This is a genomic window from Halorubrum sp. SD612 (assembly GCF_002135005.1).
In genome coordinates, this window is sequence record NZ_NEWI01000070.1 from 1 (window position 1) to 16,104 (window position 16,104).

The following is a 16,104-nucleotide window of genomic DNA, read 5'->3' on the forward strand; positions in this document are numbered from 1 at the left end:
CCGTGACGTTGAGCCCCGCCACTCCGAGGTCGGCCGCGCCCGTGATCGCCGCGGCCGCGGCGTCGGCGTCCGGCTCGAAGGTGACGTACCGCGCGTCGAGGCCGAGCGCCTCGTAGCCCGCCTCGTGTAGCGGCGGCGACAGCGAGTGCCCGACCGGGTTCCCGATCAGTCCGTAAACGTCCATGCCCGCCCCCGCGGCCGCGACCGACAAAAGGCGGTCGGTCGGACGACGCGTCCGCGGTCTACCCGTGCCCTCGCGGCTGAACGTCTCGTCCGGCCGTCTACTCGCGCTGCCCCTCGGCGTCCCGGTCCGCGTCGATGACGTCTTCGAGGGTCTCGGTGCCGACGTCGCTGGCGACCTTGACGCCGACGAGCGACACGACGATTCCGCCGACGATGAACGCCGCCAGCTGCTGGACCGGGGTCATCGCCATCCCGTACGCCGACAGCGGCTGCCGGATCGCCTCCTGGGCGAGGAAGTAGCCCGCGAACCCGCGGACGACGAGGGCCACCGCGGCGATGACGAACGGGAGGTTGAGGTACGGCGTCCGGATCCCCTCGTCGCGGATCAGCTCATCGAGCAGCCGCCCGACGGCCGCGGTCACGCCGGCGACCGCGAACCACGGGACCGCGACGAAGGTAAACTCCACGACCTCGACGAGCCGGGGCGATCCGGGGGCCAGCTCCGAGGCGGCGAGGAAGCCGAAGAAGCCGCCGACCAGCGCGAGCCCCCCGGCGACGACGTACGTCACGACCGACACCTGTCCGGCGTACAGCGCCTCGCGGACGCGCTCGGGCATTCCCGCCATCAGCCGGTCGATCGCGAGCCCCTTGTACAGCAGCGCGGCGCCGAGCAGCCCGGCGACGCCCGCGACCGCTTCGCCCGCGGAGAACCAGGCGAACAGCGCGGGCACGAGGAGCAGCGCGACCCCGACGGGGACCAACACCGTCGACCGCAGCTGTTCGTCGGCGAGGAACTGCTTGAGGAGGTAGTAGGTGGACTCGATGTCGCGGGCCTGCCGGACGACGACGCGGTCGACGGAGTCGACGGGGACCCGCGACTCCACGACCGGGAGGACGCGCTCGTCCTCGGCGGAGTCGACGACGACGATCGCGGCCCGCGGGTCGTACCGCTCCACGAGGTCGTCGAGCTGGGAGGCGATAGAGCGGTCGGCGCCGACCGCCGTGTCGCTCTCGGCGGAGACGACCGCCACCACCGACTCCTCGCGTTCGTCCCTGAGGTCGCGCGCGACGCGAAGCGACTCCAGCAGGCAGTTCACGCTGGCGTCCTCGGGGTCGTCCAGCCCGGCGTCCGTGACCAGCGACCGGACGGCCTCCCAGCCGGCGACCGGCATCGGGACGTTGGTGGCGCGGCCGATCGCCCCGGAGCGATCGACGCAGATGACCAGCGTCGTCACGTGTCGACTCACACCGCGACCGGACAAAAATCCTCCCCGTCGCTAGCGGAACTCCACGTCGATGTCGCCGCCGTCGTCGACGAAGGCGTCCGCGACGCCGCTCCCGGCGGCGAACGCGACCCGCTCGGCGCCGATACCGAGCCGCTCCGCCAGTCCGCGCTCCGGCGTGAACTCGCGCACTTCCGGCTCCGCGCCGATCAGCTCCGCGAGCCGGTCCTCCACGTCGTCCTCGGTCCCGAGCTCGTCGACGAGCCCGATCTCCGCGGCGTCGTCGCCGAGGTACACGCGCGCCTCGGTCTCCCGGATCTCTTCGGGGTCCATGTCGCGTCCCTCGCTCACGGTCTCGACGAACTGCTCGTAGTAGCCGTCGATGATCCCTTGGAGGTACTCGCGTTCCTCCTCCTCGATCTCCTTCAGCGGGACGCCGGCGTCCTTGTACTCCCCGGCAGTGAACTGCTCGTAGGAGATCCCCAGCTTGTCGGCGAGCCCCTTCGCGTTCGGTCGGGAGCCGACGACGCCGATGGAGCCGACGAGGCTGGCGTCGCGTGCCCACAGCTCGTCGCAGCCGCTCGCGATCCAGTACCCCCCGGAGGCGCAGGTGTCGGTCGCGTACGCCACAGTCGGCCCGTCGAAGGCGGCGGCGGCCCGCCGGATGTCGTCGCTCGGGACGACCTCGCCGCCGGGCGTATTGAGCTCGACGAGCAGCGCCTCGATGTCCCCGTCGTCGTCGGCCGCCTCGATCTGCTCGACCACGTCGTCGGCGGTCGCGCCGCCGGGGCCCGAAAGCGGCGAGGGTCGCCCCTGACTTCGCCTGATCGGCCCCGACACGGTCACCTTCGCGGCGTTGTACTCGTCGGCGTCACCGAACCGCCCGCCGGTGAGCCGCGAGAGCACCGCTCGGCCCGCGATCGTCGTCGCCGCGCCCACCGCGGCGGCCGCGAGCAATCCCTTCCGTCCGTTCGCCGGCGCGTCGTCCATACCGTCGGTTGGGCGTGGGACCGTTTATATATACTGTCGCCGGCCGACGCGCGTCGCGGAGCTACCGCGGCACAGCGCCGTACCTCCCAACGGGCCGACCCGCGCCCGCCAAGGGCCGAATTTTTGTACCCCTGCGTCGATGAACGCCACAGGAATGGGAGGGAACGAGGACGACGACGCGTTCGTTCGGTATGGCATCGACGACAGACCACCGCTCGGGAGGTCGCTTCTGCTGGGCGCGCAACACTACCTCACGATGGTCGGGGCGAACATCGCCGTGCCCCTCATCCTCGCCGGCGCGATGGGCATGCCGGAGTCGGTCATCCCCCGCTTCGTCGGCACGTTCTTCGTCGTGTCGGGGATCGCGACGCTCGCGCAGACGACGTTCGGCAACCGCTACCCGATCGTTCAGGGCGCGCCGTTCTCGATGCTCGCGCCCGCGCTCGCGGTCATCGGCGTCGTGACGGCGAACCCGCCGGCCGGCATCGAGGCTTGGCGGGCCGCCCTGTTACAGCTTCAGGGCGCGATCATCGTCGCCGCGCTCGCCGAGGTCGCGGTCGGCTACTTCGGCCTCGTCGGTCGACTGCGGAAGGGTCTCTCGCCGGTCGTCATCGTCCCGGTTATCGTCCTCATCGGTCTCTCCCTGTTCAACGCCCCCGAGATCACCGCGGCCGATCAGAACTGGTGGCTCGTCGGCCTGACGCTGGTCGCCATCGTCCTGTTCTCGCAGTACCTCGGCGCGCGGTCCAAGCTGTTCCAGCTGTTTCCGGTTCTCCTCGGCATCGTCGTCGCGTGGGTACTCGCGGCGTCCCTCTCGGTCCTCGGCGTCTTCGGACCGGAGACGCCGGGTTACGTCGACTTGGCGAGCGTCGCTGCCGCCGACCCAGTTCACCTCATCTACCCGCTTCAGTGGGGCGTGCCGAGCGTCACGCCGGCGTTCGTCATCGGGATGCTCGCCGGCGTCGCCGCCTCGATCGTCGAGTCCATCGGCGATTACCACGCCGTCGCCCGGCTCTCCGGCATGGGCGCCCCCAGCAGCGAGCGGATGACGCACGGGATCGGGATGGAGGGGCTGATGAACGTCTTCTCCGGGGTGATGGGGACCGGCGGGTCGACCTCGTACTCCGAGAACGTCGGCGCCATCGGTCTCACCGGCGTGGCCTCGCGGTACGTCGTCCAGATCGGCGCCGCGCTCATGATCCTCGTCGGGTTCGTCGGCTACTTCGGCCAGCTCGTCGCCACCGTCCCGAGCCCGATCATCGGCGGACTCTACATCGCCATGTTCGCCCAGATCGTCGGCGTCGGGCTCTCGAACCTCAAGTACGTCGACCTCGACTCCTCGCGCAACATCTTCGTCGTCGGTATCGCGATGTTCACCGGACTGGCCGTCCCGGAGTACATGCGGAGCGTCGGGGGCGTGGACGCCCTCCAGCAGGGGCTGGCCGAGGTCTTCCTGTTCGGCCCGCTCCTCGGGGCCGACGTGGTCGCGAACACGGTCTACGTCATCGGGTCGACGGGGATGGCGGTCGGCGGGGTCGTGGCGTTCCTCCTCGACAACTCGATCCCGGGAACGGCCGCGGAGCGGGGCCTCACCGCGTGGGAGGACGCGACCGAGGCGGACGCGGAGTTCACATCTGCGTACGACCGCTTCGTCGCCGAGGACGAGCCGACGCGCACCGACTGAACGGCGTCGAGCCGAGCCGTTCGGTCGGGATCGCCAATCCTCGGCGGACCCCCGACGACCTGCGCGTGGCCGGCGACGGACCCGTCGCTCGGCGCGTCGCAGAAGAACCGCAGAAAGGTCGCATCGCCCGGCTTACAGGAGGCCGGTCTTCTGGAGCTTCATCAGGTCCTCGGTGTCGAGCGTCTCGCCCTCCTTGAACTTCTGATAGATTTCCTCGGCCTCTTCCTTCTCCTCTTCGCGCTTCTCGGCGCGCTCGTCCTCCCGCTCTTCTTCCTCCTTCTTGTCGAGCTCGCGCAGGCGCTTCTGGACGCGGACGAAGTCCTCGTGGTGGCGGTCGGCCGCCTCCTGGGCCTCGACGAACAGCTCGTGCATCTCGTCGGCCTCGTCGCGGATGTCGTCGGCCTCGCGGTAGGCCTCGATCATCTGGTTGTGGTGTTCCTGGGCCTTGTCCGCGAGCTCCGTCACCTTCTGGTGGTGCTGGGACGCCTCGGAGCGGACCTCCTCGGCCTCCTCGACGAGGTCGTCGAGCTCGCTCGTGTCGTCGACCTTCTCTTTCTTCTCGGCGAGCTTCTCGCGTTTGTCGTCGATCTTCTCGATGAGCTCGCGCTCGTCTTCGGCGTCGAGCACTTCGGTCTGCTGGCGGAACTCGAGGTCCTCGATCTCCTCTTCGAGCTCCTCGATGGACTTGCCGGAGCCGAGTTCGAGGTCCTGTTTGAGCTCCTCGACCTCGTCGAACAGCTCGTTGGCCTCGGCGTTGAGCTCGTTGCGCTTGTCCTTGTGCTCCTGGACCTGCTCGTTGAGCTCGTCGCGCTGTTCGCGGTGTTCCTGGGCCTCGTCGACCTTCTCTCGCGTCTTCGCGTTGAGGTCGTCGCGCTTGGAGGCGCGCTCGGACGCCATCTGGTTCAGCTCGTTGCGTCGGTCTCGCAGCTGCCCGGCGCGTTTGATGAGCTGCCCCTTGGAGCCGTTGTCCAAGTCGTCCTCAGAAAGGTCCACGTTGTCCGCCTCGTCCATCGGTTCCACGTCGTACTGCTCGATGACTTCTTCTTTCGTTACCATTTGTTATCTCTCCATCACCGCTCCGGCGATAGCGGACGCTCGCTGTGGTGCGTCGGGCCGTCTGCAAGAACTCCCGTTCATTTCAGCGTGCGATTCCACCAGCGCCAGAGGCGTTCTGGTATCCGCAACTACCTGCGGACGGCATATAAATACTTCGGTGATTTTCGTGTACACCGGTGGCACGGCGCGTGTACTCCGCGATTTCGTGGTTACCGTTCACACGCCCCGGGCCGCGTCCCCCTGCTCACGACTCGCCTCGCGTCCCCCTGCTCACGACTCGCCTCGCGTCCCCCTGCTCACGACTCGCCGCCGCCACCGCCGACCTCGTACGAGAGGACGATCCCGTCGTCGAACCGCTCCGTCTCCGCGAGCGTCAGGTCGGGGAACTCCTCGGTGAACCCGGCCCCGTCCGCCAACGTCGGCGCGTCGCGGCCGCCGATCACGAACGAGCCGACGTAGACGTGGAGTTCGTCGACGAGGCCGGCCTCGAAACACGAGAAGATCACCTCGCCGCCCCCCTCGACCATCAGCCGGTCGACACCGCGGTCCGCGAGCTTCTCGAACCCCTCGGCGACGTCGACGCGCTCCTCGCCGGCCACGATCACCTCCGCGCCGGCGTCGGCGAGCGCCGCTCGACGGTCGCGGTCGGCCGCGGCAGAGACGAGGAGATACGTCGTCGCCGCGTCGTCGAGGACCCGAGCGTCCGTCGGCGTCCGTCCGGTCGAGTCCACCACGACGCGCGCGGGGTCGCCCGGTCGCCCGTTCTGGAGCCGCCCCACGCGACGGTCCTCCTCGTCGAGGGTGAGGTGCGGATCGTCCGCGAGGACGGTGCCGACGCCCACGAGCACCGCGTCCGCGGCCGCCCTGACCCGGTCGACCCGGTCGAAGTCTTCCGGGCCGGAGATCCGGAGCTGTTCCCGGCGGCGGGTGGCGAGCTTCCCGTCGACGCTCTGGGCCGCGTTGACGACCACGTGCATACCGGAGGGTCGGCCGGCGGCGGAATGGTCGTTTCGGTCCCGGGGGGTCGCTCGTCCGAAGGTATATCGGTCGCGACGCCGAAACAACGGTGATGCGGACCTCGACGCTCTTAATACTGGTCGGCGCGCTCCTGTTCGTTCTCCCGCTCCCGGGGACGTTCGTTCTCGGCGCGCTGGTCGTCCTCGCCGGCCTCGTCGCTCGCCTGTTCGGGCTCTGAGGCGACACGGTTTCCCCGGCGCCGGCCGAGCGCCTACCCGTGTCCGACCCAACCGCCCACCACGTCGGGATCACCGTCGCCAACTTGGACCGCGCCGTCGACTTCTATGCCGAGACGTTCGGCCTCGACCTCGTCGCCGAGTTCGCGGTCGGCGGCGACGCCTTCGCCGAGGCGGTCGCCGTCGAGGACGCGTCGGCCGAGTTCGCCCACCTCGACGCCGGCGGCTCGATAGTCGAGCTCGTCGAATACGAGCCGGTCGGCGAGGAGAGCCCCGACCCGCCGGAGCTGAACCGTCCCGGGGCGACGCACCTCGGCCTCTCCGTCGACGACGTGGAGGCGTTTTACGACGGCCTCGCGGACGACGTGGAGACGCTGAGCCCGCCTCGGACCACCGAGAGCGGGACCACCGTCCTGTTCGTCAGGGACCCCGAGGGGAACCTGATAGAGGTGCTCGACGCCTGAGCGGCGCTGCGCCGGCCGGTCCGTCGCCTCACTTCACCTTCGTGCCCGGTCCGGCGCCCTCGTAGGTGGTGAGGAGGTCGGCCTCCTCGCCGGCCGCGAGGACCATCCCGTTGGACTCGACGCCGAACAGCTCCGCCTTCTCCATGTTCGCGAGCACGATCACCTTCGTGTCGGGCAGGTCGTCGACGTCGTGGAGCTGCTTGAGCCCCGCAACGATCGTCCGGGTCTCCGCGCCGAGGTCGACGGTGAGCTTCAGCAGGTCGTCGGCGCCGTCGATCCCGACCGCGTCCTCGATCCGCCCGACGCGGATGTCCAGTTCCTGGAAGTCGTCGAAGCTGATGCGGTCGTCGCTGAGGGGTTCGATGTCGGTCATGTCGGTGTCGTCGGCGTCGGCTTCGTCGGCGTTCGCGTCGGTTCCGTCGTCGTCGGTCGCGTCCGCGCCGTCGTCGCGCTCCTCGTCGCCGTCGTCCGCTTCCGCCTCGGCGACGCGCGCTTCGAGCTTCTCGTTGAGCGCCTCGACGCGCTCGTCTTCGATCTGTTCGAACAGCTCGGTCGGCTCGCTCAGGTCGCCCGCCGGGCCCTCCCGTGCCGCCTCGACGGTGGTCTCGTGGACGGAGCCGGGCTCGCCGAGCTGCTCCCAGAGTCGTTCGCTCTTCTCGGGGCCCAGCGGCTCGAAGAGGACCCCGATCGCCTTCGCGAGCGCGACGCAGTCGTAGATGACCTGCTCCGCCTCGTCGGGGGCCTCGTCGACGAGCTTCCACGGCTCGTTGCGCTGGATGTACTCGTTACCGTACCGCGCGAGGTCGGTGACCGCGTCGCCCAGCGCCCGCACGGAGTAGTCGTTGACCGCGGCGGCCACGTCGTCGACCGCCTCGTCGATCCGCGCCGCCACGTCGTCGCTCGGGGCGTCGGCGTCGGGGCCGCCCTCGAAGTTGCGGTGGGCGAACAGCAGCGAGCGGTAGAGGAAGTTGCCGACGGTCCCCACGAGCTCGGTGTTGACGCGCTCGGCGAACTTCTCCCACGAGAAGTCCACGTCCTGCTGGAACCCGCCGTTGGTGGCGAGGTAGTAGCGCAGCGGGTCCGGGTGGAACCCCTCGTCGAGGTACTCGTCGGCCCAGACCGCGCGGTCGCGGCTGGTCGAGAACCCCTTCCCGTCGAGGGTGACGAACCCGCTCGCCATCACCGCGCGCGGCTCCGCGTGGTCGGTCGCCTCCAGCATCGCGGGCCAGAATATCGTGTGGTGCTGGATGATGTCGCGGCCGATCACGTGGACGATCTCGCCGCCCTCGGGGTGGTCGTCGCTGGCGCCCTCCTTCCAGGCCGCCTCCCAGTCGAACGCGTCCGCGCCGACGCGCTCGGAGTACTGCTTCGTCGAGGAGATGTACTCGATCGGGGCGTCGACCCAGACGTAGAGGACGAGGTCCTGCGGGTTCTCGCCGGGCAGGTCGATCCCCCAGTCCATGTCGCGGGTAATACACCAGTCCTGGAGCCCCTGCTCGATCCACTCGCGAGGCTGGTTGCGGGCGTTCGAGGTGCCCTCCAGCCGGTCGAGAAAGTCGGAGAGGTAGTCGGCGAACTCCGAGACCGCGAAGAACTTGTGGGTGCGCTCGCGGTACTCCGCGGGGTTGCCGGTGATCGTCGACTCGGGGTCCTCGACCTCGCCGGGTTCGAGGTGGCGCTGGCACCCCTCGTCGCACTCGTCGCCGCGGGCGTGCGCGCCGCAGTAGGGGCAGGTCCCCTCGACGTAGCGGTCCGGGAGGTACTGGTCGTCGACGGGGTCGTACGCGACCATGATCTCCTTCTCGTAGAGGTGGCCCGCCTCGTCGAGGTCGCGGACGAGCTCCTGAGTCACCGCCGTGTTCGTCTCGTCGTGGGTGTGGCCGTAGTTGTCGAACTCGACGTTGAACTTCGGGAACGTCTCCGCGTAGCGCTCGTGCCAGTCGAGCGCGAACGCCTCCGGGGAGACGCCCTCCTGCTCAGCGTTGACCGCGACCGGCGTGCCGTGCATGTCGGAGCCGGAGACGAACGCGGTCTCCTGCCCGAGTCGTTCGAGCGCGCGGCTGTACACGTCGCCGCCGACGTAGGTGCGGAGGTGACCGATGTGGAGGTCGCCGTTGGCGTACGGCAGCCCACAGGTCACCACCGCCGGGTCGGCCGTGGGGAAGTCGTCGTGGCTCATGTGGTGTGTGTATGTCGTATGTCGGTCGATCGGGTCTAAAGCCCGCTGGTTCTGGGCCGTCGCGGCCGGCTCGGGAACTGGTCACACCGCGGCCGGGTCGACGGTCCGGGCGCTGCGGAAGGGCGGCGGGATTCGCCGCCGCGCCGGCGTCGGCCGCGCTACCGGCCGTCGCCGCCGCGACGGGTCCGCCCGCCGCTAGAAGGAGCGCGTCCGCATCCCGGACCGCCGTGTCCGTGTCACGCCCGTGAATTTGGACGGTCCGGTCTAAAACCCGTCGCCCGTGACGGGGTCACGGTCGGTCGCGGACGACCTGCCCCGCGTCACAGCAGGCCGCGGACGATCCGCGCCGCCTCGGCAGCGGTCGGCGCGAGGACGTACACGATCGGCTCGACGCCGACCGCGCCGGTCTGGTACGCCACGAGCGTCTCCGCTTCGTCGCCCGCCGGACGGTCGGCCTCCCGGACCGCGTCGGCGACCGCCTCGCGGGTCTCGCGCTCGGCGTCGAACTCGACGGTCGGGTGCGACTCGCCGAGCGCCGCGACCGTCTCCGGGTCGTACCGGAGGTTCACCGCGCCCCGGACGCCGGATCCGGCCTCGCGCGCCGCGAGCAGCACCGTCGCGACGTGTTCGCTCACGCCGAACTCCGGCTCGCCGGGCACCATCGCGCGGCCCTTCACGTCGACGAGCCGGCCCGGGACCGCGGCCACGTCGTCGACCGTGGCGGCGTCGTCGGTACACTCGGCGACGTTCGCGCCGACGTTCGGGATGAGCCCGGCGAAGCCGGAGGCGTTCGTCAGGGTGCGGAGCCCGCGCCGGACCGAGGTGAGGACGCGCTCGCGCTCGCGGAGCCCGCTGTCCGGGTCGTGGACCGAGAACTCCACGTCGGCGTCGGCGAGCCCCGGCATCGCCGCCTCGTGGAGGTCGGCGAGCAGGTCGCCCTCCTCCAGCTGGCGGATCAGCACCTCGATTTCGACGAGCGCGGCCACGGGCGTGAGGTCGCCGCTCGCGAGCCCCTCGCCGACGCGCTCGACGAGGTCGCGCACGCGCTCGTCCGCGACGATGTCTTCGTGCCTGGCCACGTCGCCGGCGGCGTACTTCGAGACCGCCGACTGCGAGATGCCGAGGGCGTCGGCGACCTCGCTCTGGGTGAACCCGCGGTCGCGGAGGTCCTCCGCGAGCATCGAGCGGACGGTCGGCAGGAACTCGTCGACGACGACCTCCTCGATGAACCTCATCGCCCGTCACCTCCGGCCGCTTCATCGGTGCGGCTATCGTTGACGAACTCCGGATCGTCGCCGATCCGCGACGCCTGCGGGCCGTCCTGTCCTTGGTACTTCGAGCCCCGCTCGGCGCCGTACGGCCGGTCCGCGGGCCGCTTCAGCTCGGTGAAGGTGAGCTGCGAGACGCGCATCCCGGGCGAGAGCGCGACCGGGGCGGTCCCGAGGTTCGAGAGTTCGAGGGTAATCTGCCCCTCGTAGCCGGGGTCGCACAGCCCAGCGGTTGCGTGGACGACGATGGCGAGTCGCCCGAGCGAAGAGCGCCCCTCGACGTGCGCGACGAGGTCGTCCGGAATCCTGACCCGCTCGGCGGTCGTCCCGAGGACGAAGTCGCCGGGGTGGAGGATGAACTCGTCGCCCTCGGCGACGGTCGTCTCGGTGACGTACTCGCTCACCTCGCCGGCGTCTGTCGGGTGGATACAGGGGATGTTGGTGCGCTGGAACTCCAGGAACCGCTCGCCGAGCCGCAGGTCCACGCTGGCGGGCTGGACCTGCTGGTCGACGTCGTCGAGCGGCTCGATCGCGAGGTCGCCCTCGGCGAGCCGGTCGAGGATGTCTGCGTCGGACAGGATCATACCGAGAGGGGGAGCGCCGGCGGCTTAAAAACTCCCGAATCGGCGGCTCCGAGCGCTCGAACCGACGCCCGGGGCCGACCGCTCTGGGAGCGCTCAGACCGCCGCGATCAGGAGGGCGATCGCGGCGAAGAACGTCGCCACCCCCGCCGCGGGGCCGCGGTCGAGGTCGTGTACGGCCGCCAGCCCGCCGACGACCACGACCCACTGGATCGCGATCGCTACCGCGGACGCGACCAGCAGCGGCCCCGTCGCGCTCGTGATCGCGGCGACGAGGTCCGTCGTGAGCGCCTCGAACGACGACCCCGCGGGCGCCGCGTTCGAGAGCGTGTACCAGATCGCGACGATCCCGGCGCCGAGCCGGAGCAGCTCCGCGCCGAGCGCCCAGCCGGCGATCACGAAGGAGTCGCCGACGGAGCCGGAGCCGCCCGCGACGAGCGCCCCGACGTGGAGCGCGAGCGCGAACGCGACCCACCAGATCGGGACGCCGAGCAGCCCGTAGTGGATGTAGCCGTTCGCGGCGTCGCTCAGTTCCTCGCCCGCGTCGACCTCGATTTGCTTCGGCTCGTCACACTCCTCTGCGAACGCGGAGTCGGGGTCGTCGCCGAAGGTCTCGCAGGTCGACTCCGAGGGGCGATCCGGGTTGTCGACCGTGATCTGCTGGTCGACCGTCGCGTCGAAGACCGCCCCGAGCGCGATGATCCCGACGCTGGTGCCGATCGTGACGACGACCAGCATCGCGACCGCGACGGTCCCGGCGCGGGGAGAGTCGACCGCGTCGCGGACGCGGTCGAGGACGCTACCGATCGGACTCGTGAGGACGGCGAGCGGGGAGGGCACGCCCAAGCGATCCGGGGCGACACACAAGTGCTTTTTCGGTCGAACGCGCCGCCGCCGACCGCGTCACTCCCGTTCGAGTTCGGCCTCCGGGTCGGCGCCCTCTTCGGCCGCGTCCGCCTCCCGCTCGGCCTCGCTCGCCGCGGCCTTCCGCGCGCGGTCGGCCGCCAGCTCGCGGTCGATGTCGTCCTCGACGTACCCCATCGACTCCACGGTGACGACGTTCCCCCCGCCGGGGTCGACCACCATCACCTCCTCGCCCTCGTCTATCGTCCCCTCCATCGACCGGGCGGAGTAGTGTGGGTTGAACCCGCCGCCGGCGAGTTTCACCTCGCCGCCCGTGGGCGTCACGCGCTCCGTGACGGTTCCGGTCTTCCCCTTCAGGGAGTCGCTGTCGCTGGTCTGCTGTTGCCCCTTCCCGCCGTAGAAGTCGAACTCGTGGTAGGCGTAGAAGGCGGCCGCACCGAACACGAGCGTCAGCAGCGCCATGAACAGGGTGAGGAGGGCGCCGGCGACGCCGAGCGAGGTCAGCGCCAGCCCGCCGAGCCCGGCACCGATGAGCGCGATGCCGACGACGATGAAGTTCGCCCCCGGCGCGAGCGCCTCCGCCATCGAGAGCAGCAGCCCCGCGGTCAACAGCAGGAGGGGGAGGGTGTCCGGCGAGAGGAGTCCGGACTGTGCCAGCGCGTTCATGTTCGGTCCTACGGCCGCGGCCTGATAAGTGGTGGTGCGCGCGGTCGCGCGGCGTCCGACGAGCCGTTGACGCTCTCCCCTCGGGCCGTCTCGCCGCTCGTCGCTCGGACGCTCTCGACGCTCCTCGTCCGGTCTCCCCGCGGCGTCCGACTCAGAGTCCGACCACTAAGGTGCCGACGGTGAGGGCGACGCCGAGGACGACGAACGCCGCGTGTTCGAGGGTGATGTCGCCCGGCTCGATCGGTTCGTCCGCCGGGGTGGCGGTGTCCTCGGTGACCCCGTCCGGCCCCACGTCGTCGACCGAGAAGCGCCACTCGGTCCCGCCGTCCGGGCCCTTCTCGCCCGCGTCGTTGGCTCGGCTCCGATCGCCGGTGACGGCGTCGTCGCCGGCCTCGACGGCCGAGTCTCCGTCGCGGGCACCGTCGCCGGATTCGTCGCTCATACGACCTCGTACGCGACTCCGTAATAAATGGCTGGCGGGCGCGTCGGTCCCGGACCGAGCGCGGCGGTCGCGTCGCGGGCGTCGCCGGTACTTACCGCTCGCGGGCCGCGCGGAGCACGTCGCCGTCGTAGACGACGCCGCGCTCGCCGTCGACGGTCACCGTGGTCCCGTCGGCGACCGACTCGGGGAGGGCGGCGCCGGAGACCATCGGGACGCCCAGCTCGCGGGCGACGACGGCGGGGTAGCCGGTCATCCCCTCGCGGGCGTCGACGATGCCGGCGATCCGGTCGAGGTCGCCCGCGAACTCCCCGTCGAAGCCGGGGCCGAGCGCGACGACGGAGCCGTCCGGCAGCGCGTCGAGGTCGCCGTCCTCGGTCCGGTGGACCGGGGCGGCCACGCGGCCGGCCCCGGCCCCTTTCCCGGTCACGAGCGTCTCCGCGGCGACGTGGACCTTCAGGGTGTTCGTCGTGTTCGTCCCCTCCAGCTCGGTGAGCATCCCGGAGAGGACCACGAGGGTGTCGCCGGACGCCGCGCCGCCGCGGTCGAGCGCCGCGTCGACCGCGTTGTCGAGGATCGTCTCCATGTCGTGCGCGTACTCGGTCAGCACCGGGCGGACGCCCCACGAGAGCGCGAGCTGGCGGCGGACCCGGTCGTCCGGCGTCGTCGCGACGACCGGGACGCCCGGGCGGAACATCGCGGTCTTTCGCGCCGTGAAGCCCGACTCGGAGACCGCGACCACCGTGGAGGCGCCGATGTCGCGCGCGAGGTAGCGCGCCGACCGCGCCAGCGCCTCCGTCCGGGAGCCCTCCTCGGCGGTCGGGACGCGCTGCTCGCGCGTCTCGGCGTACTCGTCGCTAGACTCGACCTGCCGGACGATCCGGTCCATCGTGTCGACGACGTTGATCGGGTCCTCGCCGACCGCGGTCTCGCCGGAGAGCATCACGGCGTCGGTGCCGTCGAGGACGGCGTTCGCCACGTCGGAGGCCTCCGCGCGGGTCGGCCGCCGCGAGGAGACCATCGAGTCGAGCATCTCCGTCGCGGTGATGACGGGGACGCCCTCGTTGACGCAGGTCCGGATGATCCGCTTCTGGATCACGGGCACGTCCTCAAGCGGGCACTCGACGCCGAGGTCGCCGCGGGCGACCATCACGCCGTCGGCGGCGTCGACGATCCCCTCCAGGTTCTCGACCGCCCCGGCGCGTTCGATCTTCGCGACGATCGGGATGTCGTCGCCGCCGCGGGCCTCCAGCTCGTCGGCGATCCGGTAGACGTCGTCGGCGTCGCGGACGAAGGAGGCGGCGACGAAGTCGGCGTCCGTCCGGGCCGCGAGGTCGAGTTCGGCCTCGTCTTCCGGGGTGATCAGGTCCACGTCGATGGCGACGCCCGGCAGGTTCACGCCCTTCCGGGAGCCGAGCTTGCCGCCCGAGACGACCGTCGCGACCACGGACTCGCCGTCGACGCGCTCGACGCGGCACTCGATCCGGCCGTCGTCGAGGAGGATCGTGTCGCCCGGCTCGGCGGCCCCGATCGAGTGGGTGAGCCCGACGCGCTCGGGCGTCGCGTCGTCGCCTTCGAGGAAGCTCACTTCCGAGCCCTCGGCGAGCGCGATCGGGTCGTCGATCTCGGCGGTGCGGACCGCGGGGCCCTTCAGGTCGACCATCACCGCGAGGGGGTCGTCGATCGCGTCGTCGACGGCGCGGGCGCGCTCGATCACCGTCTCCCGGTGGTCGGTCGTTCCGTGGCTGGCGTTGAGTCGGACGACGGACATCCCCGCGTCGGCGAGGCCGCGGATCGTGTCCCGGTCGTCCGAGGCGGGACCGATCGTACAGACGATCTTGGCGTTTCGCATACCGCCGGGTTCGGCGTAGCGGCTGAAAAAGGCACCCGGTTGAGTCGCTCCCGAGTGAACGTTCGTGAGGAACGGTCCCTCGCGGGTCCCGGACACGGAGCCCGCGACCGGGGCTCTGCCGGCGCTCGCGGTCGCTCCGCAGTCGAGTACGTATCGCCGAGCGATCGGAACGGTGGAGGGTCGGTCGCCGCAGCGTCAGCGGTGACGGATTTTCAGTCGTCGGCGGGCGCGGGCGCGCTACCGGTCGACAGCGACACCTCGGGCGCGTCGACGCCGAGCTCGTCGAGCGCGGACTGCGCGGCGCGCTTGCCGGAGACGAGCATCGCGCCGAACGTCGGGCCCATCCGCGGGAGGCCGTGGGCGGTCGCGACCGCCATCCCGGAGGCGATCAGGCCGTCGTGGACGACGCCGGTGTGCTCGACGACCGCGTCCTCGCTCTCGCCGACCCACATCGAGTCGTGGCCGGGCGAGTCGTGGCCGGGCGCGCCGTACTCGCCGTCGCCCGTCTGGTCCATGCCGGTGTTGTGCTGCTTCGCGTGCTCGATCCCGGGCGCCGAGAGGACGCCGCGCTCGTCGAGCTTGCTGATCGCGACCGCGTCGTGGCCGGTCGCGTCGATGACGAGGTCGGACTCGACCGCGATCGGATCGACGCAGGTGATCTCGCGCGGGAGCGCGTGGACCGGCGTCCAGTTCATCACGATCCCCCCGACCTCGTGGTCGTCCCGGACGACGAGGTCGGTGAACTCGGTCATGTTCTGGACGCGCGCGCCGGCGTCGCAGGCCGCCTTGATCAGCCCGGAGCAGGCCTCCGGCCCCGCGGCGGTGTAGAGCCCGTCCACGTCCTCGACCGGTTCGTACTCCACGTCGAGGTCGTCGAGGATCTCTTGGGCGGGGTCCCGGACCGTCACGGTGTTCATCAGGAACCCGCCGAGCCAGAAGCCGCCGCCGAGGTAGTTGTTCTTCTCGACGATCATCACCTTCACGCCGCGCTCGGCCAGCTCCTTCGCGGCCATCAGTCCGGAGGGGCCGCCGCCGAGGACGATGACCTCGGAGTCGGTGAAATCGAGGAATCCGTCGGTCCACTCGTTCCCGATCGCCTTCGTCACGTCGGTCTCGCTCACGTCCGCGAAGCCGTTGAATCCGTCCATACAACTTGGTAGTATTACTTGGTTGTGAAATGTGTTGCGGTCGATACGCGGGTGTGTGTTCCATTCATATCGGTACTCCGGAGTCGAACACAGCCGAAGCTCAAGCCGCTCAACTCTGCTCGGTCAGCTACAGATCGCCGGTTCCCACCGCCAAAGCCCCAGCCGTGAGGGCGCCGTACGCTCGCTGTGCTCCTCACTCGGTCGCTCACTTCGTTCGCTCCCTCGTTCCGGTGCTTACATCGCCTACGGCGCCCTCACGGCTGCCCCTTCCAGTCCCACCCCGCACAGCGCCGCCCCGTGCCTCCCCCCCCCCC

At 70.5% G+C, this 16,104-nt stretch carries 15 protein-coding genes and 1 pseudogene; 3 read left to right on the plus strand and 13 right to left on the minus strand.

Going from position 1 to position 16,104, the window contains the following annotated elements:
* From B9G38_RS09370 to sppA, 3 genes and pseudogenes are all read right to left on the minus strand, one after another.
* Nucleotides 1-184, minus strand: a pseudogene (locus B9G38_RS09370) (shikimate dehydrogenase); the annotation flags it as partial.
* Between the two features lie 97 nt (nt 185-281).
* Nucleotides 282-1,418, minus strand: coding sequence for a DUF373 family protein (locus tag B9G38_RS09375; RefSeq protein WP_086216206.1), 1,137 nt, complete (start codon nt 1,416-1,418; stop codon nt 282-284).
* A gap of 42 nt (nt 1,419-1,460) precedes the next feature.
* Nucleotides 1,461-2,396 (minus strand): signal peptide peptidase SppA, encoded by a 936-nt coding sequence (gene sppA / locus B9G38_RS09380; protein ID WP_086220214.1) that lies wholly within the window; start codon nt 2,394-2,396, stop codon nt 1,461-1,463.
* Nucleotides 2,397-2,550: 154 nt separating this feature from the next.
* Between sppA and B9G38_RS09385 the strand changes: the two genes are divergently transcribed.
* Nucleotides 2,551-4,080 carry a uracil-xanthine permease family protein gene (locus tag B9G38_RS09385; RefSeq protein ID WP_086216205.1) on the plus strand — a complete coding sequence of 510 codons (1,530 nt, stop codon included), beginning with the start codon at nt 2,551-2,553 and terminating at the stop codon, nt 4,078-4,080.
* A 132-nt stretch (nt 4,081-4,212) separates the two neighbouring features.
* On the opposite strand, the gene B9G38_RS09390 is transcribed toward B9G38_RS09385, so the two are convergent.
* Nucleotides 4,213-5,136 carry a coiled-coil protein gene (locus B9G38_RS09390; protein ID WP_049932428.1) on the minus strand — a complete coding sequence of 308 codons (924 nt, stop codon included), beginning with the start codon at nt 5,134-5,136 and terminating at the stop codon, nt 4,213-4,215.
* 296 nt (nt 5,137-5,432) lie between these two features.
* Nucleotides 5,433-6,113 (minus strand): 2,5-diamino-6-(ribosylamino)-4(3H)-pyrimidinone 5'-phosphate reductase, encoded by a 681-nt coding sequence (locus B9G38_RS09395; protein WP_086220215.1) that lies wholly within the window; start codon nt 6,111-6,113, stop codon nt 5,433-5,435.
* A 92-nt stretch (nt 6,114-6,205) separates the two neighbouring features.
* On the opposite strand from B9G38_RS09395, the gene B9G38_RS18730 reads away from it, so the two are divergent.
* Both B9G38_RS18730 and B9G38_RS09400 read left to right on the plus strand, forming a co-directional pair.
* Nucleotides 6,206-6,331, plus strand: coding sequence for a hypothetical protein (locus B9G38_RS18730; RefSeq protein ID WP_254921775.1), 126 nt, complete (start codon nt 6,206-6,208; stop codon nt 6,329-6,331).
* A gap of 39 nt (nt 6,332-6,370) precedes the next feature.
* Nucleotides 6,371-6,793 (plus strand): VOC family protein, encoded by a 423-nt coding sequence (locus tag B9G38_RS09400; RefSeq protein WP_086216203.1) that lies wholly within the window; start codon nt 6,371-6,373, stop codon nt 6,791-6,793.
* Nucleotides 6,794-6,821: 28 nt separating this feature from the next.
* Here the strand turns inward: B9G38_RS09400 and metG are convergent, their stop codons facing one another.
* From metG to B9G38_RS09440, 8 genes are all read right to left on the minus strand, one after another.
* Nucleotides 6,822-8,972 carry a methionine--tRNA ligase gene (metG, locus tag B9G38_RS09405; RefSeq protein ID WP_086220216.1) on the minus strand — a complete coding sequence of 717 codons (2,151 nt, stop codon included), beginning with the start codon at nt 8,970-8,972 and terminating at the stop codon, nt 6,822-6,824.
* A gap of 320 nt (nt 8,973-9,292) precedes the next feature.
* Nucleotides 9,293-10,207 carry a thiamine-phosphate synthase family protein gene (locus B9G38_RS09410; RefSeq protein ID WP_086220217.1) on the minus strand — a complete coding sequence of 305 codons (915 nt, stop codon included), beginning with the start codon at nt 10,205-10,207 and terminating at the stop codon, nt 9,293-9,295.
* Entirely contained in the window at nt 10,204-10,824 is a 621-nt protein-coding gene (dcd, locus tag B9G38_RS09415; protein WP_086220218.1) for a dCTP deaminase, read from the minus strand. Before dcd ends, B9G38_RS09410 begins: the two co-directional genes overlap by 4 nt.
* A gap of 93 nt (nt 10,825-10,917) precedes the next feature.
* Nucleotides 10,918-11,661 (minus strand): YIP1 family protein, encoded by a 744-nt coding sequence (locus B9G38_RS09420; protein ID WP_086220219.1) that lies wholly within the window; start codon nt 11,659-11,661, stop codon nt 10,918-10,920.
* A 63-nt stretch (nt 11,662-11,724) separates the two neighbouring features.
* Entirely contained in the window at nt 11,725-12,351 is a 627-nt protein-coding gene (locus B9G38_RS09425; RefSeq protein ID WP_086216198.1) for an NfeD family protein, read from the minus strand.
* Nucleotides 12,352-12,502: 151 nt separating this feature from the next.
* Nucleotides 12,503-12,793 carry a hypothetical protein gene (locus tag B9G38_RS09430; protein WP_049932443.1) on the minus strand — a complete coding sequence of 97 codons (291 nt, stop codon included), beginning with the start codon at nt 12,791-12,793 and terminating at the stop codon, nt 12,503-12,505.
* 91 nt (nt 12,794-12,884) lie between these two features.
* Complete coding sequence (pyk, locus tag B9G38_RS09435) at nt 12,885-14,642, minus strand: pyruvate kinase (protein WP_086220220.1); 1,758 nt, start codon at nt 14,640-14,642, stop codon at nt 12,885-12,887.
* A gap of 212 nt (nt 14,643-14,854) precedes the next feature.
* Entirely contained in the window at nt 14,855-15,790 is a 936-nt protein-coding gene (locus tag B9G38_RS09440) for a sulfide-dependent adenosine diphosphate thiazole synthase (protein ID WP_086216196.1), read from the minus strand.
* Nucleotides 15,791-16,104: the final 314 nt, after the last annotated feature.